Origin of the sequence: Azospirillum sp. A26, from assembly GCF_042604635.1 — a bacterium.
Taxonomy (GTDB): domain Bacteria; phylum Pseudomonadota; class Alphaproteobacteria; order Azospirillales; family Azospirillaceae; genus Azospirillum; species Azospirillum palustre.
On record NZ_CP170474.1, the window covers coordinates 637,202 to 660,000 of the forward strand.

Sequence of the window (22,799 nt, forward strand, 5' to 3'; positions counted from 1 at the left end):
TGCGGGTGCCCCCGCCCCGGCGGGGTGGGGGCGATTGGCAGGACAGGTTCGTGAGGAAGGGGATCCCACATGTCGAACGCGATCGCGCTGGCCGGTGACGGCGACGCGCTGCAATCCGGCCAGATCCGGTTCAGCGAAGCGGCCCTGCCGCCGCTGCCTGCCGGGACCTATCGGCTGAGCGCCACCCAGACCGTGGATGGCATCAAGGATCAGGACACGCCCCCCACCTACACGGCGGTGCAGACCTTGCAGATCCAGGGGCCGCGCTTCGCCCTGGCGCCCGGCGACCTGCAATCGGTGATGCCGCCGGCCAACCAGACGGGCTCCTGGGAGAACACGCTGCCCAACGTGGTGCTGCGCCGGCGCACGCTGCCGTGGGAACGCACGCTGGACGGCAGCGTCCCGCCGGCGGACAGCGTTCCGGCGCCGTGGATCGGCCTGCTCACGGTGACCGCCGCCGAGCTGGGCGGCGAGGCCGGCGCGGTCGCCGCCCCCTCGCCCGTGCACAGCGGGACGGTGTCCGATCTGGTCCAGCCGACCAACCCGGCGGTGCTGGGACCGCAGCTGTCGGGCGTCTCGCAGGCCGAGATGCAGACGGGCCTGCTGCTGCTGGACTTGCCGGTGACGCTGTTCCAGTCGGTGGCGCCGACGCTGGCCGACCTGTCCTGGCTGGCCCATGTGCGCGAGGTCAACACCGATCACAAGGAGATCCTGGGGCTCGACGAGGATGGCACCTTCTCCATCGTCGTCGGCAACCGGACGCTTCAGCCGGGGGCGGTGAACTACCTGTTCCTGGTCTCGCTGGAAGGCCACCAGAACCATCTGGCCGGCAGCACCATTCCCTCCACCTACACCACCATCCGCTTCGCGTCGCTGGCGTGGTGGAAGGTGCAGGCCGATGTCTCCAGGGGCGACTTCATCGAGATCATGCAGGCCCTGCCCGACAATGGCGGCGTCGATCTGGTGCAGATGCCCCATTTGCCGATCCCGGCCTCCGGCAACGGGAACGCCGACGACCCGTCCGCCATCGCCGCCATGGGGCTCGGGATGGGCTATGTGCCGCTGACCTACCGCATGCGGGTGGGCGAGCAGGCGACGGCCTGGTACCGCGGCCCGGCCAGCGCGGTGCCGACCAAGGCCGACGGGCTGGGGCCGTTCGTCTTCAGCGATCAGGCGATCCGCTACGACCCGACCACGGCGCTGTTCGACGTGTCGCAGGCCGCCGCCTGGCAGATCGGCCGGCTGCTCGCCCTGTCTGACTCCACCTTCGCCCGGCTGATGTTCCTGTGGCGCAAGGAGTTCCATCAGGCGGTCGCCGCCAATGTGGTGCTCGGGCAGATCGCCGATGCGCTGCCGGTCACGGTGGAGACGATGCGCGCGCTGCCGGCCGCCGGACCGGGGAATGGCGGGCGCACGCTTGCCCTCTCGCACCAGACCGCCGCCGTGGCGCTGGCCCAGGCGTTCGCCGGGCTGGCGGGGCGGAAGGTGGCGGTTCCCGCCGCCGATGGCGGAAGCCTGTCCGGCATTCCCCGCCGGATCCGCCGCGAGGACCGGCCGCCGGTCGCGGCGGCTCCAGGCCTGCAAAGTAACGGCCTGCGGACAACCGGCGTGAAGGCTGCTGTTGCCGCGGAGTCCGCGACGGGTGCCGCCGATCCGCTGGAGGCGCTGCTCGACCACGTATTCGGCCCTTCCGCGGAGTGATCGTCATGGACCGTGCCATCAGCAACCGCGCCGCCACCTTGCAGGCGCTCATCGACACGGCGACCGCCCCGGCGCTGGCCGCGCTGCGCTCCGGCCCGGCGCACGCCCGCGTCGCCCTGCCGGCCGCCGTCGCTCCCGCCGCCTCCGGTGCGGCGGCCACGCAGCCCACCGTTGAGCTGCCGGACCCGCCTCCCGCCGTCATCGACTGGCTGGCCCGCGCGGCGCTGCTCTACGGCGTGCCGTTCGAGTACATCACGCCCGACGGGCGGATGCTGCCCAAGGAATCGATCCGCTTCTTCTATGTCGACCTCAACTGGATCCACCGGCTGCTGGAGGGCGCGGTGAGCATCGGGCTGTCGACCAGCGCCGATTCCGTGCAGATGATGGCGACCATCGAACAGCTGGTCGATCAGGCGCTGTCGCACAGCTCGACGGTGCGTCCGTCGCTGCGCGCCAAGGCGACCAGCGGCCACAGCCGCGCCGGTGCCGCGCTGAAGGCCGCCGCCGCCCAATCCAGTGCCGCGGGCGGAACGGCGACCGGCCCGATCACCGGGCTGCTGATCCGCTCGGCCGCAGTTTCCGGCTGGCCGGGGGTGGAGGTCAGCGCCTATGCCGACGATGCCGCCACCCAGAAGCTGCCGCTCCTGCGGCTCGACCGCCTGTCGGACGATGTGCTGATCGCCCTGTTCGACGGGCTGCCGCGGGTGGTGAACTTCCTCCAGCCGCCGGAAAGCCTGCATTTCGGCGTCCGCCCGACCACCAGCTTCCCCAGCGGCTACATGAGCTTCCTGCGCGGACTCGGCTATGGCGGCTATCCCGCCGGCCAGCAGATCCAGGGCCAGCAGGCGGCGGTCGCCATGCGAAGCGGCGCGGCGGCCGGCGTGCTCGACGTCGCCGCCTCGGCCGCCTCGCTTCAGACGGCCATGAGGACGCTGGGCGCGCTGGACAGCGCCGGCACCTTCACCGCCGCCGAGTTCGCCGTGCAGATGGTGCGGGCGGCCGGCATGCAGTCCTTCCAATGGGGCGCCAGCGCCCCGACGGGCCAATGGGGCGCCAGCGCCCAGACTGAACCCACCGCCCCCGCCGTGGGCCGGATCGCGGGTTGATCGGAGCGCAGACCATGACGGATACCCAGTCCAACACCGCCGCCGCCTCTGCGTCCGACACCATCGTCGATCCGCTGTGGCCCGGTCCCAGCCTGTTCGTGCCGATCGGCATCGAATGCCTGCTGGTCGGCGTTCCCAACCAGCAGGGCAGCTGGGCCGACCTCGCCATCGACTACCGCAAGGTTCCGGCGAACGTCGATCCCGAGCCGCAGCCCTTCCAGCTCCGTCCCGCCAACGCCCCCCCCGGCACCGGCGCCCATTTGCAGGCGACCCTGCCGATGGGCTACCGCCAGGGGCACCAGCAGCCCGACGGATCGGTCCTGTTCCCGCCGATCCCGAACCGCTGGCTGGTGGCCCGCTCGGTGGTGACGACGCCCGGCGCCGCTCCGGTGTTCACCGTGTGGGTGTTGCAGGGCGATTTCCTGGGCGACATGGGGGAGGGCAGCAACACCTATCCCGACCCCGTCCAGACCGGCAACACCCAGTGGGTCGGCCGCGCCTTCACCTTCGACAATTGGACCAACCCGGCCGGTCCGGCGCAGCCGCTGCTGCGGTCGGTCGGGCCGGGCTCCGTCAGCTGGGTGGTCACCTACGACAACACGCTGAACGTGCTGAGCTTCTACGACAGTCTGTCGGACGTGTCCGCGGGCAATGTCACCTACGCCATGCTCGGCTGGTACAGCCCCTCGGACTTCGATCCGCTGCTGGGCGTCACCGACGCCGACCCGCAGGGCTTCACCACCGAGGACGCGTGGCAGTCGATCCTGAGCACGCTGCTGCTCAACGTCCATGGCGAGTCCGGGCTGGCGGCGGCGGAGGCGGCCTGGCAGGACTGGCAGGCGGCCAATCCGATCAGCGGGGGTGCGGCCATCCCGGCGATCCAGATGCAGCTCGCCAGCCAGACGCTGTGCCACGGCATGGTGTTCGGCATGGCGTGGAACGGACCGCAGCAGAGCTACCCGCGCGACCCGGTGCTGAACGGCCAGAATCCGGTGTCGGTCGCCGTCGGCGGCACCGGCGTCGAGGCGATTGCCGCCTGGATGGCCAATATCCTGAACCAGCCCGATCTGGAGGATCTGATCCTCGCGGTGCAGCAGGATCTGGTGTTCGACTATCTCCAGCAGCCGTCGGTGTTCGCCACCCGAACGCTGGAGGCGCGCTTCGCCAAGGCCGACGGTGGCACCGTCTGGCTGGTGGCGCGGCCCGACTACGATCCCTCCGACCGCGGCCGGACCCTGCAGACGGTCGACCTGTCGCCGGCCCAGACCCAGGCGCTGACCGCGCTCAACGACGATCAGGCGGCGCTCGACGCAACCAGCCAGCTGATCGCCTCGAATGTCTGGCAGCTCTTCGCGTTGGTCTACAAGCTCCAGCAGCTCGGCCCCTTCTCGCCGGACACCCAGACGGTCCAGGACGCCATCGACGCCGTCATGGCCACGCTGACGACGCTCGACGCCCAGCGCACCGCCCAGGCCGCCGCCGTCGAGACCGACAGGACGGCCCTGCTAGGCCTGCTCGGCACCGCGTTCGTGCTGTCCAGCAACGGCGACACGCGGTTCCACGCCCCGGCGGCGACGACGGTCATGGTGGCCGGCGCCCAGCAGGACACCCGCCTGCTGCCGCCCGGCACCGACGGCGGCCCCGAGGACAGCCTGTTCAGCCGCTTCACCGGCCAGACGGTGTCGGCGCTGACGGTGATCGAGCCGGTCGGCGGCACCACCCAGACCATCGATGCCAATGACCTGACCAGCCGCGTCCCCACCCTGCCGCCGGCCAATTCCGGCGTGCCGAAGGAGATGACCGACTATCTGGTCGAGGTGATGCTGTTCGACACCTCCAACGCGCGCTTCCTGGCCGCCATCGCCTATCAGAAGGCCGGGGTCACGCCGACGTCCGCGCAGCTGGACACGCTGGCCGCCACCATCGCCGCCCAGCAGACCGCACCGTGGAACGCCACCCCCGCCACCCCCTACAACGAGGAGACGGTGGGGGCCGCCGTCGGCTTCACCGGCGTCGTGCCGCTGAAGCGGTCGGTGCTGCCCTGGTCGCCGCCCTGGACGCCGCTCTACATCGACTGGCAGGTCACCTGGTATCCGACCGCGGACGCCGCCGCCGGCATGCTCGACGGCTGGACGCTGGAGGGCTTCGACTACAGCTGGACGGGCAACTCCATCGGCACCGCGAGCGAGACCATCAGCGGCCGGTCGCTGGTGGGCACCCAGATCGCCGCCGGGCTGGCGGAGAAGCTGAACGATCTGGTCACGCTCAATCCCAACTTCGACGAGCTGCCGCAGTACCAGCAGGACGCCCTGACCCAGGCCGCCGCCGACATCGCCGAGTATGACATCGTCACCGAGGCGCTGAGCGGCTTCGGCGGGTTCATGCTGATGCAGCAGGGCCAGATGACGGAGCTGACCAGCGACGATCCGGCCATCGAGTCCTGGCTGGAGCTGGCGCCGTCCGTCGTGCCGCTGCCGGGCAGCGGGACCGACGGCAGCGCACCGGCCTTCTACCCGGTGCGGTCCGGCCATTACGTCATCAACCAGCTCTGGGTGGTGGACGCCTTCGGACAGATCCTGCGCACCACCAACCCCGGCCAGGACGTGCTGCCGATCCGCTCCAAGAGCGTCACCACCCCGGACGCCGGCGGCCAGGACAACAAGCGCTTCGTCCAGGTGGCGCCGCGCATCCAGCAGCCGGCCCGCGTGGCGCTCACTCTGCTGGACGCCGGGGACGATGCGATCCCCACCAACTCGTCCAACCTGACCAGCCCGGTCGCCGGCTGGCTGCTGCCCAACCATCTGGACAACAGCGTGCAGGTGTTCGCCGCCGACGGGACGCCGCTGGGCGAGATCCTGCCGGTGGAGACCGACACCGGCCGCGGCATCCGCTGGGATCCGGCACCGGGGCTGAACCTGCCGCTGGGGTCGCCGCCGGCCATCGGCAACGCCCATCTTCTCGGCTTCGTGCAGGGGCTGCTGGCCCAGGGGCCGGTCTCCGGCGATCAGGCGTTGCAGGATCTGCTGGACGTCATCGACGTCACGCTGTGGCGCACCACGGCGACGCCGCAGCCGGACGGCGACAATCTCGCGGTGCTGATCGGGCAGCCGGTGGCGGTGGTGCGGGCGGACATCGCGCTGCATCTCGACGGCGACCCGGCCTACGACCAGTCCTGGGCGGCCACCGGCCAGAACGACGACGGCGGCGTCACCGCCATGCCCTTCCCCGTCTATGTCGGCGACATCGCCTATGACGGCAACGGCGCGCTCGGCTTCTTCCTCGACGACGATTACTCGCTGCTGAATCCGCTGCGCGGCTTCGACACCGCCTTCGGCACCGTGCGCCGCGCCCTGTCCTCGCGGACCGGCAACCCGCGCAGCAACCTCGGCAGGGCGATGGCGCGGCTGCCGGCCCTGCTGGCGGCGAGCGGCCCGGCCACCACCTCGGGCTATCTGAACCCCGACCCGTCCTTCCCCCTGCTGCCCGACGGGCCGGTCCACCGGCTGACGGTGCTGATGGACCCGCGCGGCTCCATCCCCGCCGTCTCGGGCATCCTGCCGGTGGAGACGGTCTCGCTGCCGCCGGGGGTCGTTTCGGCGATGAACACCCTGCTGGCCACCTTCCGCGTCGGGCCGCTGCTGATCGACCCGCGCGAGGTGCAGATGCCGCTGCCCGGCAACGTCTCCGGCACCTGGTCGTGGATCGCCAGGACCGGGGTCACCGTGTGGGAGACGGTCGCGAACCTGAAGAGCAGCCAGCCCCAGGCACTTCTGCCGACGGCCATACCGGCGGCGCGCGAAGGCTGGCTGGGGCTGGTTCCCACCCCCTCCAATGGCCCCTCCAATGGCCAGTCCGGCGGCTCGCTCAAGACGGCCCAGCCCGTCGCCGACCAGAAACTCGCCCACATGCAGTTCCACGAGAGGTACAAAGCCATGGCAGCGGCCCCGACGGCGACCACACCGCCCTATTACCAATACCGGTTCGACCCCAACAGCCTGATCATCGGCGCGACGACCGCGCCGACGCTGACCGTCACCAACCCCAACGCGACGACGGCGCTGACGGGCACCCAGACCATCTACGTCAAGATTCCGGTGGGCACCGGCGCCGACGCCATCGCCACCAGCCTGGGCGGGGTTTCGGTGACCACCAGCGCCCCGGCATGGCTGGCCCTGCCCTTCTTCAGCACCAACCCGCCCTACATCAAGCTGACCGGCCCGGCCCTGGCGGCGGGAGCCAGCCTGTCGGTCTACATCAACAATCTGGTGGTCAACGATGCGGTCGGCACCGCCGCCTTCCCGGTCCAGGAGAGCTTCACCGGTGGCGGCACCACGGCCGTCACCATCGCCAAAACCAACCAGCCGCTGGCGATCCAGCAATTCTACGCCAACCCCATCACCGTCGCGCAGGGGCAGTCGACGACGCTGAACTGGACGGTTTCGGGCGGCAGCTACGTGCTGATCCAGCCCGGCAACATCAAGCGCCCGGTGCAGGGCAGCAGCTTCACCGACAGCCTGCAGATGCCGGTGTCGCAGGCGCAGACGATCTACACGCTCCAGCTCTACACCGACGACCGTCAGTTCAAGCAGGCCGTCACCACCGCCTATCTCGGGCCGGTCAGCGCCACGCTGTCCTGCGATCCGGGCGGCCCGATCGACACCGACGCCAGCGCGGTGTTGAGCTGGAGCAGCACCTACGCCGTCACCCCGCTCTATCTGTCCACCCCCAGCGGCGCGCAGCGCGTCGGCGCCCAGGGGCAGCAGAGCGTAATTCCCGGCAGTTATCTGAGCGGCAACCAGTCCAGCGTGACCTTCTCGTTGCAGGCGCTGGGCTATCAGGGGCCGGTCAACCAGACGGCGACGGTCACCTTCAACCCGGTGCGCATCCGCTGGTTCCGCTACACCGACTCCAGCCTGACCCAGGTCACCTACAACGTGGTCAATCCGTCTCCGGGATCGCCGACCCTGAGCACCAGCGGTCAGGACTACACGCTGACCGCCTATGGTCCGGGTGCGGGAAGCGGGCCGCTGGTCGCCCATCTCGGGCCGGGACAGTATCTCCAGGTCCAGCTGCTCAGCGCGACGCCGAGCCCGGCCACCCCCGGCGCCACCGTGACGGTCAGCTACCAGACATTGAACGCCGCGTCGGCAACCCTGGCGGTCGGCAACCAAGCCGCGATATCAGTTCCGCTCGACGCGACAAAACAGACGGGTCAGACAACCATTACAGCGCCATCGGCCTCGACTGTGCTAACATTGACCATCTCCGGTAACGGACAGGCGCCGGTCTCCAGCGAGCTGGACCTGCCGGTCACCGCCGGCTGACGCGGCCCGCGCCGCCGCCATCCCGATACCCAATCGACCTCAACCGAAGGAACGCCGATGCCCGACTCCACCCCCTTCGCCGACAGCCCGGTCTGGGGCGGTATCAAGGACTGTATCGTCAAGGTCGTGCCCAGCCTGCGCGAGACCGAGTTCACTCCCGACACCCGTTTCGACCGGCTGGGGCTGGCGTCGATCCAGGTCATCACCATCACCTTCGAGATCGAGGAGCTGTTCGGCGTCGGCATCGTCGACGAGGGGCTGGACGTCTTCGAGACCTGCGGCGAGCTGGAGGTGCTGGTCCGGCGTCTGGCCGCCACCAGAGAGGTGACGGCATGACAGGCGGTCGGTACCGCCGTCCCGACGGCTCACACCGGGTGGTGGTGACCGGCGTGGGCGCCGTCACCGGCTTCGGCGTCGGCCTTCCCGCCTTCTGGCAGGGCGTGACCGAGGCGCGCACGGCCATCCAGCCCACCCGCCGGACCTTCGAGGCGATGGAGGTCGTCCGTCCCGCCGCGACCGTCGCCGGCTACCGGCCGCTGGATCATTTCAGCGAGGCGCAGCTGCTGACCTGCGAACCCTTCGTGCAGTATGCGCTGCTGGCCGCGAACGAGGCCATCGCCGCCGCCGGCCTGACCTCCGCCGACCTGACCGATGCGGCCATCGTGCTCGGCTGCGGCGGCGGCGGCGAGATCTCGCGCGAAGAGACGGCCATCCACCTGTTCGCCAACCGCCGGCCGCGCGCCCATCCGACCACGGTGCCGCGTACCAACCACCAGGCCTGCTGCGGCATGATCGCCATCGAGCACGGCATCCTCGGGCCGTCCTTCGTCGTCGCCACCGGCTGCGCCTCCGGGTCGCACGCCATCTCGCAGGCGGCGATGATGGTGCGTCACGGTTATGTCGACCGCGCGCTGACCGGCGGGACCGAGGCCAACGTCATCTATGCGGTGATGCGCGCCTTCGACGCGGCGCGGACCATCGCCTCCGACACCTGCCGCCCCTTCTCCACCGGCCGCTCCGGGCTGGCGCTCGGCGAAGGCTCCGGCATCCTGGTCATCGAGACGATGGAGTCCGCCGACAGGCGCGGCGCCCCGGTGCTGGCCGAGATCGCCGGCTTCGGCATGTCGAGCGATGCCACCGACACCGTCCAGCCGACGATCCGCGGCCCGGTCCGGGCGGTGATGCAGGCCCTGGCCGATGCCGGACTGCGCACCGATGAGATCGGTTATCTCAATGCCCACGGCACCGGGACGCCGCTGAACGACCGGGTGGAAACGGCGGTGGCCCATGCGGTGTTCGGTCCCCATGCGGCGCGGCTGATGATGTCCTCCACCAAATCGCAGATCGGCCACACCTTCGGCGCCGCCGGTGCGCTGGAGCTGATCGCCACCATCCTCGGCCTCACCCGTGGCGTGGCGCCGCCGACCGTCAATTACCAGGGTGCCGACCCCGACTGCGACATCGACTGCGTTCCGAACGAGGCGCGCGCCCATCGCTTCGACGCCGCCGTCTCGCAGTCCTTCGCCTTCGGCGGCGTCAATGCGGCCATCGCCGTGCGGGCGGTGTGAGGCGGCGATGACGGGGCTTCTGAACTGGCTCGACCATGGCGGGGCCGCAGGCGACCCGCTGTGGCATTTTCCCGCCGAAGGGATGGACCGGCGGCTTTCGGAGCTGCGGACCCGGTCCGGCGCCATCGCTGCCGGGCTGGCGGCTCGCGGCATCCGGCCGGGTGACCGCGTGGTGATGCTGCTCGACACCGGCTCGTCCGCGATCTGCCTGCTGCTGGCGCTGTGGCAGCTGCAAGCCGTGCCGGTGCCGCTGCGGCCCTGGTCGGGAACGGTTTCGGAGACGGCTTCGGAGAAGGCGGGCGGCTTCCTGCGTTTCCTGCTGGAGGTGACGCGGCGATGCGATGCGCGGCTGGTGGTGACCGACCGTCCTGCCGTCGTTCCGCAGCTCGACCCTTTGCTGACCACGGTGGAGGCGCTGGAGGCGCCGCTTGAGCGGTTGCCTCTGACCGTAGGCGATGGCGAGTGCAGGGCCGACGGGCTGGCGCTGATCCAGTTCAGTTCGGGCAGCACCGGGCAGCCGAAGGGCGTGATGGTCACCCACGCCATGGTGATGGCGCAGCTCCGCCAGCTCGCCGACAATTATGCGGCTGCCGGCAGCGGCCGGCCGCCGCGCTCGGTTGCGTCCTGGCTGCCCTTCTATCATGACATGGGGCTGTTCATCGGCATCCTGTTGCCGCTGTTCACCGGGGCCGATGCGATGGTCGCACCCCCCGCCTGGTACATGCGCAATCCGGCGCGCTGGTTCGCCGCGATGGCCGCGCGGGGCAGCGATCTGACTTTCTCCACCAGTTCGGTGCTGGCGGCGACGCTGCGCGGGGTGCGCCGCCTGCATGGCCGCGGCTGCGACCTGTCGGCGCTGATCCTCTATGTCGCCGCCGAGAAGATCAGCCCGGCGGTGCTGGACGAGGCGGCGGCGGTGCTGGCGCCGCTGGGGATGCCGCCATCGCAGCTGCGCGCCGGCTATGGCATGGCGGAATACACGCTGGGCTGCACCCACAGCCGCGAACCGGGGCTGCGCCGGCTGCGCGTGCGCATCGCTCCGGGGGGCCGGGTGCTGACGGACGACTCCGGTGACGGTGGCGGTGAAAAGCTGGACCTCGTTTCGGTCGGCAGGCCCAACGATGCCTGCGACCTCGTCGTGCGCGACGAGGCGGGATGTCCGCTCGGCGAGTTGATGCTGGGCGAGATCACGGTCGCCGGGCCCTGCCTCACCCCCGGCTACTGGCGGGACGAGGCGATGACGCAGCGGGCGCTCGGCCGGGGATGGATGCGCTCCGGCGATCTGGGGTTCCTGCACGACGGCGAGCTGTTCTTCGTCGCCCGCAAGGACGAGATGCTGGTGGTGGGCGGCCGCAACGTCATCCCCGCCGATGTCGAGCTGGAGGTCGAATCCCTGCCGTTCGTCGGCCCCGGACGCGCGGTGCTGTTCGCCGCCGACGAGCCCGGCGGGCCGCGTCAGGTGCTGCTGGTCGAGGGCAACGCCACGTCGCCGCCGCCAGTGGTGAGCGGACGGCTGACGGCGATCCGGCGCTGCATCCTCGACGGCTTCGGCTTCGTGCCGACCGACATCGCCGTCGTGCCGAAGGGAACCATCGAGAAGACCTCCAGCGGCAAGAAGCGCACCGCGGTCATCCGCCGCCGCTGGCAGGCCGGAGCGATCCCGCAGCTGGCCTGACGGGGATCGCGGCGGACCGCCCGACAAGGCGGATGATCAGGCTGCGGGTGCTTGGGCCTGGAGAGTGATCCGCTCCCCCGGCTGGGCGAGACTTATGCGTGTGCCGGCAGCGCAGGCGGCGGCCAGCCGGTCCCGTTCGCCCATGCGGACATGATAGAGGCGCATCGCGCGGACGCCGAGCCGGTCGGGGAAATCGGACAGCTGGCTGAAGGCGGCGTGGAAGGGCTGGAGCGGGTCCGGCTCGACCGTCAGGCACTCGTGGAACAGCAGGTCGGCGCCGCGGAAGAGATCTTCGGAGTCAGGCGTGGCGCGGCCGTCGCCGGAATGGGCGAAGGCGACGCCGCCCGCCTCCAGCCGGATGGCACGGTTGGGCATGGAATGGCGGGTGAGGGCGGTGCGCAGGCGGAAGGGGCCGAGCGTGCCGTTTTCCGGGGTTTCGATCCAGCGCAGCGGAAAGGAGAGCGAGCGTTCGGGATCGGTGGCGCCGGCCTGGAACAGCAGGGCCAGCTGCTTCCACCCGCCGACGGTGGTGACGATGTCCAGCGGCTTGCTGCGGCGGTCGTCGGTCCAGCGGATCAGCGTCGGCACCAGACCGAAGCAATGGTCGGGGTGATGGTGGGTGAAATAGAGCGCGTCGATGGCGTCGGGGTCCGGCACCTCCCGCCACAGGACGGGCGGCACCGAATGGCCGCAGTCGATCATCAGGCGGAAGCCGCCGGCGGCGACGATCAGAGAGGAGTTGGCGAAGGAGGGGTCGGCCGCTTCGCCGACGCCCAGAACCTGGATGTCCATGGGGGTCAATGTCCGACTTTGGCCAGCACGTCGGCCTTGAGGAAACGTTCGATCACCAGCATGAAGCCCACCGAGGGAACCAGCAGGATCAGGGCGGTGATGGCGGCGATCTGGAAATTGCCGCCCATGCCGGCGTTGAACATGAGCAGCGGCAGGGTGGAGATGTCGGGCACCCCGACGAAATAGGTGCCGGTGAACTCGTCCAGCGATTCCAGGAAGACGAAGATGGAACTCGCCATCACCCCCGGCGCCGCCAGCGGCAGGGTGATGCCGAAGAAGGTGCGCAGGGGGCCGGCGCCCATGTCGCGCGCCGCCTCCTCCAGCGAGCGGTCGACGGCGGCGAAGGCGGCGGCGGTGATCCAGACGGAGAAGACCAGCCCATGGACGGTGTGGACGAGAACCACGCCCGCCACCGTGCCGTTGAGGCCCAGCGTGTAGAAGATGCGCGCCACGTTGATGTAGACGGCGACGCTGGGAAAGGCCTGGGGCAGCAGGAAGGCCAGCAGGATCGCGCCCCGCCAGGGCAGCCGCAGCCGGGCCAGCGCATAGCCGGCGGGAACCGACACGGCGAGGCAGGCCGCCACCGTCAGCAGCGCGATGGTGACGCTGGTCGCCAGCGACGCCATGGCGTTGGAGCGCGGGGCGAACACCCGCTCCCAGAAGGAGAAGCCGTATTGCAGGGGCAGGGTGTGAGGGAAATACCATTTCTCCGCCACCGCCCACAGGCCGAGATTGGTCAGCGGCCCGAAGATGACGAAGGCCAGCACCCCCAGCGCCAGTCCGCGCGGAATCCAGGCGAAAATCCGGGCGAGGGCTCGCATTGGGATAAAAGAGGTCATCGCGCACCGCCCTGGCGCACGCCGTGCCGCAGGTAGAACCAGCCGACCAGACCGGCCATGGCGTAGGAGACGAAGCCGAGAGCGTTGGCGACGCCGTAATCGCCGTGGGCGTTGATGCGATAGGCCATGTCCACCGTGATCATCGTCGGGCTGTTGGGATTGATCATCATCGGCACCGACATCACCGACAGCATGGTCACGAAGCTGAGGATCAGCCCGACGACCAGCGTCGGCCGGACCTGGGGAACGACGATCTCGGCCAGGATGCGCAGCCGCCCGGCGCCGAGATCGCGCGCCGCCTCGATGGTCGAGCGGTCGAGCGAGGCCATGGCGCCCGCCACCATCAGCGCCACGAAAGGCGTCTGCTTCCAGACGAAGGTCACCACCACGCCGCGCCAGTCGAGCAGGCTCGCCGCCTGCAACGGCTCGATGATGCCGCCGCCGATCAGCAGATTGTTCATCAACCCATTCTTGGCGAGGAAGGAGCGCATCATCTGGGCGGCGACGATGAAGGGGATGAACAGCGGCCAGCGGTAGAGCCAGCGCAGCAGGGTGACCGCCAGCCGGTTCTCGCCGAGCGTCAGGTAGCCGCCGATGGCCACCGACAGCACGGCCACCAGCGCCGAGGACAGCAGCACGATGGCCAGCGTGAAGGCCATGTCGAGGCTGTACAGCTCGAACGCCTTGGCGACGTTTGCCAGCGTCCAGCCGCCGTCACGGCCCTGGAAGGCGCTGACCGCCGACAGACCCAGCGGGTAGAGGAAGAACAACGCCACCATCGCCAGCGCCGGCAGGACCAGCAGCACGCCCCACAGCCGGTCGGGAGCGATCCTGGCGGCGGGCAGGGCGGGGGTGCCGTCTCCCCCGCGCGAGCGGGGGAGGGCAGCGGGACGGCCGGCCGCCTCAGTTGGCAACGGTGCGCTCATAGGCTTCCATGATGTCGGTGAAGTAGCCCGACAGCGGGAAGGGCTTGCCCTTGCTCGCCAGCTCGTCCGGCTTCACGTCGGTGAACAGCTTGGCCCAGGTCTGGGCGTCCAGCTTCGGCTGTACGTAAGTGGCGTCGATGCCCGGATACCAGTTGAAGCGCTTGACGATGCCGTCGGCCTGCACCTCGGGGCTGGTCGCCAGTTCGATGAACTTGCGGGCGGCCTCCTGATTGGCGGCCTTGGCCGGGACCGTGTAGTACATCGGTTGGCCCGGCATGCCCGGACCGATCAGCTGGAGCTTCATCGCCGGGTTGAGGCGGCCGTCGGCCTGCCAGCTGTAGAACATGTCGACCCACACCGGACCCATGGCGATCTCGCCGCGGTTCAGCATGTCGAGCGTGCCGGCATTGCCGGGGGTCAGCGTGACGCTCTTGTTGAAGTCCTTCAGGCCGGACAGCGCCTTCTCGATCGCCGGCTTCATCGCGGCGTCGTAGGGGCCCTTCTCCAGCCGGGCGGCATCGCCGATGTTGGCGGCGGCCCAGCCGGTGACGAAGCCGACGCCCGACATGCCGCCCTTGATGCCGTTGTAGCCGAAGGACTTCGGATTGGCCTTCACCCACTCCGCCAGCTCGGCGTAGGTCCTGGGGGGCGCCTTCACCAGTTCGGGGTTGTAGGCCAGCGCGATCTGGCTGTGGAACATCGGCAGGACATAGCCGGTGACGTCGGTGCCGAGCGCGTTGCGCGCGCTGTCGCGGCTGGCGAGCGTGCCGGTCTTCACATCGCCGACGTAAGCCGACAGCATCTTCTCCTGCACCATCTGGCCGGCCATCTTCTGGTGGATGACGGCGACGTCGACATCCCATTTGGCGGCCCCGGCGGCGGCCTCGGCGCTCAGCTTCTCGTAGATCTTCTGCGATCCGCCGTCGCCCGGCCCGGTGCCGGCGGCGCGCACCTTGACGCCCGGATTCTGCGCCTCGAACTTCGGCGCCAGATACTCGTTGACGTAATCGACCATGTTCTGGTCGCCGGCGGTGAGCACGGTCAGCACCGTCTCGGCCTTCAGCGGCGCGGCGGAAAGACCGGCGGCGAGCGCCAGACCAGCGGCCCCGGCGAGCAGCGTCCTCAGCGTCGTGAGCGTCATGGAAAAATCCCCCTTCTTTCCCGATGGTGGACCGGATGGTTGAGATCGCCTCAGGCCGTTCCCGCCGCCTCCCGGCGGAGCGGGAAGCAATGCAGGGCCGAAGGCCGGATGACGATGGCGACGGCGTCGCCGACCGTGCGGCGGTCGTCGTCGTCGACCAGGAAGACCGTGCCGCCGACCGCGACGCCATAGCGCCAGCGGCCGCCGGGATATGCTGACTGCGTGATGCGGCCGCGCAGGACCAGCGCGTCGGACGGGGTGTGGCCGGCTGACGCCAGCCGCACGGATTCGGTGCGGAAATGCGCGGCGACCGGGCCGCTGCCGATCAATTCGAATTGTGCGCCGTCATCGCCGGCCGGCAGGCTGACGGCGTCGTGGTCCGGGCCGGCGGCAATCTCCAGCGTCCGCTCCGTCCGCGTCGCCTGTAAGGGCACCACATTGTCGGCACCGAGGAAGCTGGCGACGAAGGCGCTGGCCGGGCGGCGGTAGATCTCTTCGGGCGTGCCGATCTGGGCGATGCTGCCGGCGTTCAGGATGACGATGCGGTCGGCCATCACCATCGCCTCTTCGCGGTCATGCGTCACATGGACGGCGGTGATGCCGAGCCGCTGTTGCAGCGCACGGATTTCGTGGCGCAGTTCGAGCCGGATGCGGGCGTCGAGGTTGGACAGCGGCTCGTCCAGCAGCAGGATGTCGGGGTTGATCGCCAGCGCCCGGCCGAGCGCCACGCGCTGGCGCTGGCCGCCCGACAGCTGGGTGACGTTGCGGTCGGCCAGCCCGTCGAGCTTCAGCAGCCGCAGCATCTCGGCCACCCGCTCGGCGATGCGCGGGCGGGGCCAGCGGCGCAGCTTCAGGCCGTAGCCGATGTTCTGGGCGGTGGTCATGTGCGGCCACAGCGCATAGGACTGGAAGACCATCGCGGTGTCGCGGCGCTCCGGCGGCGCGCGGGTCACGTCGCGCCCGGCGATGGCGATGCGCCCGCCATCCACCGGCACGAAGCCCGACACCGCCCGCAGCAGCGTGGTCTTGCCGCAGCCCGACGAGCCCAGCAGCGCCACGAACTCGCCGGGGCGGACATGCAGGCTGACGCCGTTCAGCACGCGCGAGCCGCCATAGGCGACGGTCAGATTCTCGACATGCAATTCCGCCATCGCCGCAGACTTCCCGCATTTCCCGAAGTGGTCAGCGCCGTTGCATGCGTATGCAAAGCCGCTGACGCAGGGTTTAGGTGGGAAGCGTGAAGCCAGAATGATGGAATTGTGATGCTTTGGTGAATGCGGCGGGGTGGGGCGTCAAAAGCGCGTCAAAGGCGCGCCGATCCGCGCCTGACCAGCAGCGGGGGCGGGCGGTGCAGAACCGGCGGGGCGTCGGGGTCGGCCAGCCGCCGCTCCAGCATGTCGAGCAGGGTCGCCACGATGTCCTCGACCGGATTGCGGATGGTGGTGAGGGAGAAGCTCGGCCAGCCGGCCATCGGCACATCGTCGAAGCCGACGATGGACAGCTCGTCAGGAACCCGGAGGCCGAGCGTGGTGCGGGCGGCGTCGAGCGCGCCGAAGGCCATGGCGTCGTTGCCGCAGAACAGGGCGTCCGGACGGTCGGGACCGGCCAGCAGCCGCAGCGCCTCGCGATGGCCGCTGTCGTAGGTATAGTCGCCCTCTCCCGCGGCGGCCAGCGGCAGCCCAAGCTCCGCCAAGGCCGTGCGGAAGGCGCTGCCGCGCTCCTGCTCGGAAAAGGCGGTGGGGCGTCCGCCGAGATAGGCGATGCGGCGGTGTCCGGCCGCGACCAGAGCCTGCGCCACCAGACGGGCGCCGAGCGGGTTGTCGCAGCAGATGCTGTCCACCCCGTCCGCCTCCACCGCCCGGCCGTAGAGAAGCAACGGGACGCCGAGCGCCATCAGGCCGCGGATCGCCGCCGGAGAGACGCTGCCGGCCGTCACCACCACCGCATCCACCTGATAGTCGAGAGCGGCCATCGCCGTGCCGTCCAGCGCATCTGCCGGGTCGCCGCGCACCAGCAGCGGTTGCCTGCCGCGCGAGGCCAGACCGCGGGTGAGCGTTTCGAACAGATAGGGCTGGAACGGCCCGTCGAGATCGCCCATGACGACGCCGATCAGGTTGGTGCGCCGGGTCGTCAGGCTGCGCGCGATGGCGTTCGGGCGGTAGGACAGCCGCCGTGCCGCCTCCAGCACGCGGCTGCGCGTTTCCGCCGAAACGCTGGCCCCCTCGGTAAAGCACCGTGACACGGCCGACTGCGATACCCCCGCCAGCCTCGCCACATCCACTGCGGTCGCCCGCCTCCGCTCCCCCGCCACTGTTCCTCCGGCCGCTCGGTCGTGCGGCGAGTGTAAGGGCTTCGCGGCCTGGGTGCCAGACTGCCGACACCCGGTCGCTGATCGCGATGGCGACGCTGATGCGGTCGCCGCAAACGGCTGTCTTTCCACCGCCGCTTAAGGACGCAAGGTCGGCAGCCTCAGTCGTCCGGCTGCACCGGAATGCCGTGCTTGCGCAGTTTCGCGTAGAGGTTGGTGCGCGACAGGCCGAGGCTGCGGGCAGCCTCCAGCTTGTTGCCCCGGCAGCCGGCCAGCGCCTCCAGGATCAGCGACCGTTCCAGAACGTCCATCGCCGCGGCCAGCGGGCGCTTGCCCTCCAGCGGGGCGGGGCGGTCGAGGGGAGCGTCCGGCAGGATGTCGGCGAAGTCGTCGGCGAGGATGCGGTCGCCTTCGGTGCGCACATAGACCTGTTCGATGACGTTGGCCAGTTCGCGGATGTTGCCGGGCCAGTCATGGCGCCGCAGCGCGTCGAGCGCCGACGCGGTGAGGTCGCGCATCGGCTGGTCGAGGCTGAGCGCGACCTTCTCCGAAAACAGCGAGGCGAGAATTTCCAGATCGTCCCGGCGGTCGCGCAGCGCCGGCAGCTGGATCGGGAAGACGTTCAGCCGGTAATAGAGGTCCGGCCGGAAGGCGCCGCTGCGCACCATCTCGGCCAGCGGCCGGCTGGTCGCCGCGATGATGCGGACATCGACCTTGACCACCTGGTTGGAGCCCAGCGGCTCGACCTCCCGTTCCTGCAAGGCACGCAGCAGCTTGGCCTGCAACGGCAGCGGCATGTCGCCGATCTCGTCGAGGAACAGGGTTCCGCCGTCGGCCAGCTGGAACTTGCCGGGGCGCGGCTGGCGGCCGGCGCCGGTGTAGGCGCCGGGTGCGACGCCGAAGAACTCCGCCTCCAGCAGGTTTTCGGGGATGGCGGCGGTGTTGACGCCGACGAAGGGGCGGTGGGCGCGGTCGGAGGAGGCATGGATCGACTGCGCCACCAACTCCTTGCCGGTTCCGGTCTCGCCCAGCAGCAGCACCGCCGAATTGATCTGGCCGGCGCGGCGCACCAGCCGCTTGACCTGGAGCATCGCCGGGCTGAAGCCGATCAGGTTCTCGACCGTGTATTTCGACGCCCGGCTGGCGGCCAGTTCCTGCTCGACCCGGGTCAGCCGGGATTGCAGCTTGTTGAAGCGGTCGGCGATGGGGCGGAGATAGGTCAGGCTGTTCTTCAGCGCAAAGGCGAGGGCGCCGATGACCTCGCCGGTCTCGTCACGCAGCGGCAGGCGGCTGACCAGCAGCGTGTGTTCGCCATAGCGCATGATGTCGAGCGGCATCGACCGGCCGGTTTCCACCACCTCGCGCATCCGGCTGTGCGGGATGACACGCTCCACCGGCTGGCCGATGGCGTCCGCCCGTGACTGGAGCCCCAGCTGCGCCATCAGCTTCTCAGTGAACCAGACATGCTTGTCGTTCGACCAGACGATGCGGGCGTCGCGGTCGACCAGCAGGGCACCGTCGATCATCTCGTCGACCATTGCCATCAATGCGCACGCCGCAGCGAACTGCACGCTCCGATCCGTTGGCATTCCCAGCCCTCCCTAATACGGACTGTCAATATTGCGTACGGTATCTGTCAGAAAAATGAACACGATGGAAGGGCTGATTTCCTGGGGAACCGCGCTTCCCGACGGGCGGGACTGTGCGCACTCGCAAACACCGGGCCAGCATGCTTGAGCAGGCTTTCAACAAAACCGTGACTTAACAAGCGTTTGGCTGTCTGGCACAGCCGTTGCTTACCAAGCATTCCAAACAGCGTCCATAACGAACAATCAGAGCAACGCTCAATGGGCTCCGGTCACGCGGGACGAGGGAATGCACAGACCATGACACAGCAGCGCATCGCCATCATCGGTGCCGGGATGATGGGGCAGGGGATCGCGCAGGCATTCGCCGCCGCCGGCCATCGCGTCGAGATCCAGGAACCCGATGCCGTTCGCCGGGCCGGCATCCTCGACCGCATCCGCCAAACCCTCGGCGATCAGGCCCTCGGCGATCCGGGCAAGGACATCGCCATCCTCGACCATATCCGGCCGCATGAGACGCTGGAGAAGGCCGTCGCCACCGCCGACATCGTCATCGAGGCGGTGCCGGAGGATCTCGCCCTCAAGCAGCGCGTCCTGGCGGCGGTGGAAGCGGCGGCGCCGTCCCATGCGCTCCTCGCCAGCAACACGTCGGTCATCCCGATCACCCGGATCATGGAACCGCTGCGCGACCGCACCCGCGCGCTCGGCACGCACTGGTGGAACCCGGCCCATCTGATCCCGCTGGTCGAGGTGGTGCGGACGCGCGACACCGCCGACGCGGCGGTCGCCGCGATGACCGGCCTGCTGAGGTCCATCGGCAAACTTCCGGTGGAGGTCCGCAAGGATGTGCCCGGCTTCATCGGCAACCGCCTGCAGCATGCGCTGTGGCGCGAGGCCATAGCGCTGGTTCAGGACGGCGTGTGCGACGCCGAGACAGTCGACACCGTGGTCAAGGCCAGCTTCGGCCGGCGGCTCGCCGTGCTGGGACCGCTGGAGAACGCCGATCTGGTCGGCACCGACCTGACGCTGGCGGTCCACGGCCATGTCCTGCCCGACCTCGACCGCACGCCGGGCCCGCAGCCCCTTCTCAGCGAACTGGTCGCCTCCGGGCGGCTCGGCATGAAGACCGGCGCCGGTTTCCGGGTCTGGAGCGAAGGGCAGCGGGAGGAGGTCGCCGCCCGTCTCGCCGCCCATCTCCAGCGCCTGGACCACCCCGAACGCGGATAGCCGCCACGCCAACACGCCAAACTCGAACCGTCCGGGCCTTTCCATCCGGACCAGCACAGGAGGGCCTTGCATGGCCGCATCGAAGAAAAAAGTCATCATCAGCTGCGCGCTGACCGGATCGATCCACACCCCCACCATGTCGGACGCCCTGCCGGTCACGCCCGACGAGATCGTCGAGCAGGGTGTCGGCGCGGCGGAGGCCGGGGCGGCGATCCTGCATCTGCACGCCCGCGATCCCCGCACCGGCCAGCCGACGCCCGACCCGGCGGTGTTCATGGAGTTCCTGCCGCGGCTGAAGCAATCCACCGACGCGGTGCTGAACATCACCACCGGCGGCTCGCTCACCATGACGGTGCAGGAACGCCTCGCCGCCCCGCTGCTGGCCAAGCCGGAGATGTGCTCGCTCAACATGGGGTCGATGAATTTCGGCATCTTCCCGCTGGCCGACCGCTACAAGGGCTGGAAGCACGATTGGGAGGAGCCCTATCTGCGCAGCACCGACGACTTCATCTTCCGCAACACCTTCCGCGACATCGCCTATATCCTCGAACATCTCGGCGAGGGCTGCGGCACCCGCTTCGAGTTCGAGTGCTACGATGTCGGGCATCTCTACAATCTCGCGCATTTCCTCGACCGCGGGCTGGTGAAGACGCCGCTGTTCATCCAGACCATCTTCGGGATCCTCGGCGGCATCGGGGCGGAGGAACGCAACCTCGTCTTCATGCGCGAGACCGCCGACCGCCTTTTCGGCAAGGATTACGAATGGTCGGTGCTGGCGGCCGGCCGCCACCAGATCCCCTTCACCACCATGGCCGCGGTGATGGGCGGCAATGTCCGCGTCGGGCTGGAGGACAGCCTCTATCTCGCCAAGGGCCGGCTGGCCCGCAACAGCGCCGAGCAGGTGGCGAAGATCCGCCGCATCCTGGAGGAGCTGTCGCTGGAGGTCGCCACCCCGGAAGAGGCGCGCGCCATGCTCGACCTCAAGGGCGCCGATCAGGTGGCGTTCTGACGCGCAATCATCCGACAGAGGAACGAAGAAACATGCAGAACAGAATCGCTGCCGCCAGAATCGCCGTCGTCACCGGGTCCACCAGCGGCATCGGGCTGGCGACGGTGCGGGAGCTTGCCGGCCGCGGCTGCGACGTGATGGTCAACGGCTTCGGCGACCGCGCGGAGATCGACCGCAACTGCGCCGAAATCGCCGAGCGGACCGGCCGCCGGATCGTCTATTCCGCCGCCGACCTCAGCCGCCCGGAGGAGGTGCGCGCCATGATGGCCGACGCCGCCGACCGGCTGGGACCGGTCGACATCCTGGTGAACAATGCCGGTGTCCAGCATGTCGCGGCATTGGACGAGTTCCCCGACGACAAGTGGGACCTGCTGCTGGCGGTCAATCTCAGCGCCGCCTTCCACGCCATCAAGGCGGCGGTGCCGTCCATGCGGGAGCGGGGCTGGGGGCGCATCGTCAACACCGCGTCGGTGCTGGGCATGGTCGGCGCGCCGCACAAGCCGGCTTATGTCGCCGCCAAGCATGGCATCATCGGCCTGACCAAGTCGGTGTCGATCGAGCTGGCGGCCCACGGCATCACCTGCAACGCGATCTGCCCTGGCACGGTGCTGACGCCCATCATCGAACGCCAGATCGCCCAGCAGGCGCAGGTCACCGGCCTGCCGGAGGATCAGGTGCTGCGGGCGGTGTTCCTGGAGAGAATGCCGACCGGCCGGCTGATTGCGCCGGAGGAGGTCGCGTCCGCCATCGCCTTCCTGTGTTCCGACGCCGCGGGGTCGATCACCGGAGCGGCCCTTCCCGTCGATGGCGGCTATACCACCCATTGATCTCCGCCTCCCGGCCCACCGGCCGGGGGCGAGTGACCAAGACATCAAAACCAAAACACCAAAAACCGTCCAATTGGGGAGCGAACCATGCGTAAACCGCTTGTTGCCGGGCTTCTCGCCGGTACCGTCCTGGCGTCCGGCGCCGCCCAGGCCCAGATGTCCGACAACGTCATCAAGATCGGCATGCTGTCCGACCGCTCCGGCATCTACGCCGACATCAATGGCGAGGGGTCGGCGGTTGCGGCCCGGATGGCCGCTGAGGAATTCGGCAATGCCGTGAACGGCACGAAGATCGAGATCATCGTCGGCGATCACCAGAACAAGGCGGACATCGCCGCCAACCTAGCCCGCCAGTGGATCGATACCGAGAAGGTCGACGTCGTCGCCGACGTGCCGAACTCCGCCGCAGCATTGGCGGTACAAGCGATCACGCGCGACAAGAAGCGCCTGTTCCTGATGTCCGGTCCCGGTTCGACCGACCTGACCGGCAAGGAATGCAGCCCCTACGGCTTCCAATGGACCTGGGACAACCATGCCGTGGCCTCCGCCACCGCCCGCGCGCTGGTCGAGCAGGGCCGCAAGAGCTGGTTCTTCATCACCGCCGACTACGCCTTCGGCCATTCGCTGGAAGCCGAGGCGGCCAACACGGTCAAGCAGCTGGGCGGCACCATCAAGGGCAGCGTGCGCCATCCGCTGGGGGCGTCCGACTTCTCCTCCTACCTGCTGCAGGCGCAGGCATCGGGGGCCGAGGTGGTCGCCTTCGCCAATGC

The 22,799-nt window shown here is 69.4% G+C and carries 17 protein-coding genes (1 of these 17 cut by a window edge); 10 read left to right on the forward strand and 7 right to left on the reverse strand.

From position 1 onward, the window contains the following. Nucleotides 1-69: 69 nt before the first annotated feature. From ABNQ39_RS26535 to ABNQ39_RS26560, 6 genes are read left to right on the forward strand one after another with little or no spacing between them, the layout of a single operon-like run. Complete coding sequence (locus ABNQ39_RS26535; RefSeq protein WP_376964054.1) at nucleotides 70-1,701, forward strand: hypothetical protein; 1,632 nt, start codon at nucleotides 70-72, stop codon at nucleotides 1,699-1,701. Between the two features lie 5 nt (nucleotides 1,702-1,706). Then, nucleotides 1,707-2,807, forward strand: coding sequence for a hypothetical protein (locus ABNQ39_RS26540; RefSeq protein WP_376964056.1), 1,101 nt, complete (start codon nucleotides 1,707-1,709; stop codon nucleotides 2,805-2,807). Nucleotides 2,808-2,821: 14 nt separating this feature from the next. Beyond that, a complete protein-coding gene (locus ABNQ39_RS26545) occupies nucleotides 2,822-8,131 on the forward strand; it encodes a hypothetical protein (RefSeq protein WP_376964059.1) in 5,310 nt (1,769 codons plus the stop codon). A gap of 57 nt (nucleotides 8,132-8,188) precedes the next feature. Continuing rightward, entirely contained in the window at nucleotides 8,189-8,467 is a 279-nt protein-coding gene (locus tag ABNQ39_RS26550) for an acyl carrier protein (RefSeq protein WP_109047467.1), read from the forward strand. After that, a complete protein-coding gene (locus tag ABNQ39_RS26555; RefSeq protein WP_376964062.1) occupies nucleotides 8,464-9,699 on the forward strand; it encodes a beta-ketoacyl-[acyl-carrier-protein] synthase family protein in 1,236 nt (411 codons plus the stop codon). The genes ABNQ39_RS26550 and ABNQ39_RS26555 overlap by 4 nt, the downstream gene beginning before the upstream one ends. A gap of 7 nt (nucleotides 9,700-9,706) precedes the next feature. After that, a complete protein-coding gene (locus ABNQ39_RS26560) occupies nucleotides 9,707-11,374 on the forward strand; it encodes an AMP-binding protein (protein WP_376964065.1) in 1,668 nt (555 codons plus the stop codon). Nucleotides 11,375-11,410: 36 nt separating this feature from the next. Here the strand turns inward: ABNQ39_RS26560 and ABNQ39_RS26565 are convergent, their stop codons facing one another. From ABNQ39_RS26565 to ABNQ39_RS26595, 7 genes are all read right to left on the reverse strand, one after another. Beyond that, complete coding sequence (locus tag ABNQ39_RS26565; RefSeq protein ID WP_376964067.1) at nucleotides 11,411-12,166, reverse strand: MBL fold metallo-hydrolase; 756 nt, start codon at nucleotides 12,164-12,166, stop codon at nucleotides 11,411-11,413. Nucleotides 12,167-12,171: 5 nt separating this feature from the next. Continuing rightward, nucleotides 12,172-12,987 carry an ABC transporter permease gene (locus ABNQ39_RS26570; protein ID WP_376964068.1) on the reverse strand — a complete coding sequence of 272 codons (816 nt, stop codon included), beginning with the start codon at nucleotides 12,985-12,987 and terminating at the stop codon, nucleotides 12,172-12,174. A 14-nt stretch (nucleotides 12,988-13,001) separates the two neighbouring features. Further along, nucleotides 13,002-13,919 carry an ABC transporter permease gene (locus ABNQ39_RS26575; protein WP_376964070.1) on the reverse strand — a complete coding sequence of 306 codons (918 nt, stop codon included), beginning with the start codon at nucleotides 13,917-13,919 and terminating at the stop codon, nucleotides 13,002-13,004. Further along, nucleotides 13,909-15,072 carry an extracellular solute-binding protein gene (locus ABNQ39_RS26580; RefSeq protein WP_376964072.1) on the reverse strand — a complete coding sequence of 388 codons (1,164 nt, stop codon included), beginning with the start codon at nucleotides 15,070-15,072 and terminating at the stop codon, nucleotides 13,909-13,911. Before ABNQ39_RS26580 ends, ABNQ39_RS26575 begins: the two co-directional genes overlap by 11 nt. 50 nt (nucleotides 15,073-15,122) lie before the next feature. Beyond that, on the reverse strand, nucleotides 15,123-16,223 hold the full coding sequence (locus ABNQ39_RS26585; RefSeq protein ID WP_376964074.1) for an ABC transporter ATP-binding protein: 1,101 nt from the start codon (nucleotides 16,221-16,223) through the stop codon (nucleotides 15,123-15,125). 152 nt (nucleotides 16,224-16,375) lie between these two features. After that, on the reverse strand, nucleotides 16,376-17,383 hold the full coding sequence (locus tag ABNQ39_RS26590) for a LacI family DNA-binding transcriptional regulator (RefSeq protein ID WP_376964076.1): 1,008 nt from the start codon (nucleotides 17,381-17,383) through the stop codon (nucleotides 16,376-16,378). Nucleotides 17,384-17,541: 158 nt separating this feature from the next. Further along, nucleotides 17,542-18,969: a sigma-54 interaction domain-containing protein gene (locus ABNQ39_RS26595; protein ID WP_376964079.1), complete on the reverse strand. Its 1,428-nt coding sequence runs from the start codon at nucleotides 18,967-18,969 to the stop codon at nucleotides 17,542-17,544. Between the two features lie 297 nt (nucleotides 18,970-19,266). On the opposite strand from ABNQ39_RS26595, the gene ABNQ39_RS26600 reads away from it, so the two are divergent. The 4 genes from ABNQ39_RS26600 to ABNQ39_RS26615 form a co-directional block, all read left to right on the forward strand. Continuing rightward, complete coding sequence (locus ABNQ39_RS26600; RefSeq protein WP_376964082.1) at nucleotides 19,267-20,193, forward strand: 3-hydroxyacyl-CoA dehydrogenase family protein; 927 nt, start codon at nucleotides 19,267-19,269, stop codon at nucleotides 20,191-20,193. Between the two features lie 70 nt (nucleotides 20,194-20,263). Further along, nucleotides 20,264-21,202, forward strand: coding sequence for a 3-keto-5-aminohexanoate cleavage protein (locus tag ABNQ39_RS26605; protein WP_376964085.1), 939 nt, complete (start codon nucleotides 20,264-20,266; stop codon nucleotides 21,200-21,202). A 32-nt stretch (nucleotides 21,203-21,234) separates the two neighbouring features. After that, on the forward strand, nucleotides 21,235-22,029 hold the full coding sequence (locus tag ABNQ39_RS26610) for a 3-hydroxybutyrate dehydrogenase (RefSeq protein WP_376964088.1): 795 nt from the start codon (nucleotides 21,235-21,237) through the stop codon (nucleotides 22,027-22,029). 87 nt (nucleotides 22,030-22,116) lie between these two features. Continuing rightward, nucleotides 22,117-22,799: the 5' portion of an ABC transporter substrate-binding protein gene (locus ABNQ39_RS26615; RefSeq protein ID WP_376964090.1), read on the forward strand. It continues 523 nt past the right edge of the window; 683 of the gene's 1,206 nt are visible here — the first part of the coding sequence; it begins with the start codon at nucleotides 22,117-22,119; the stop codon falls past the right edge of the window.

Coding starts and splice junctions, on each gene's coding strand:
- ABNQ39_RS26545 (WP_376964059.1), top strand. CDS start 2,822: ATGACGGATACCCAGTCCAACACCGCCGCCGCCTCTGCGTCCGACACC.
- ABNQ39_RS26600 (WP_376964082.1), top strand. CDS start 19,267: ATGACACAGCAGCGCATCGCCATCATCGGTGCCGGGATGATGGGGCAG.
- ABNQ39_RS26560 (WP_376964065.1), top strand. CDS start 9,707: ATGACGGGGCTTCTGAACTGGCTCGACCATGGCGGGGCCGCAGGCGAC.
- ABNQ39_RS26535 (WP_376964054.1), top strand. CDS start 70: ATGTCGAACGCGATCGCGCTGGCCGGTGACGGCGACGCGCTGCAATCC.
- ABNQ39_RS26605 (WP_376964085.1), top strand. CDS start 20,264: ATGGCCGCATCGAAGAAAAAAGTCATCATCAGCTGCGCGCTGACCGGA.
- ABNQ39_RS26595 (WP_376964079.1), bottom strand. CDS start 18,969: ATGCCAACGGATCGGAGCGTGCAGTTCGCTGCGGCGTGCGCATTGATG.
- ABNQ39_RS26610 (WP_376964088.1), top strand. CDS start 21,235: ATGCAGAACAGAATCGCTGCCGCCAGAATCGCCGTCGTCACCGGGTCC.
- ABNQ39_RS26540 (WP_376964056.1), top strand. CDS start 1,707: ATGGACCGTGCCATCAGCAACCGCGCCGCCACCTTGCAGGCGCTCATC.
- ABNQ39_RS26585 (WP_376964074.1), bottom strand. CDS start 16,223: ATGGCGGAATTGCATGTCGAGAATCTGACCGTCGCCTATGGCGGCTCG.
- ABNQ39_RS26550 (WP_109047467.1), top strand. CDS start 8,189: ATGCCCGACTCCACCCCCTTCGCCGACAGCCCGGTCTGGGGCGGTATC.
- ABNQ39_RS26565 (WP_376964067.1), bottom strand. CDS start 12,166: ATGGACATCCAGGTTCTGGGCGTCGGCGAAGCGGCCGACCCCTCCTTC.
- ABNQ39_RS26555 (WP_376964062.1), top strand. CDS start 8,464: ATGACAGGCGGTCGGTACCGCCGTCCCGACGGCTCACACCGGGTGGTG.
- ABNQ39_RS26580 (WP_376964072.1), bottom strand. CDS start 15,072: ATGACGCTCACGACGCTGAGGACGCTGCTCGCCGGGGCCGCTGGTCTG.
- ABNQ39_RS26570 (WP_376964068.1), bottom strand. CDS start 12,987: ATGCGAGCCCTCGCCCGGATTTTCGCCTGGATTCCGCGCGGACTGGCG.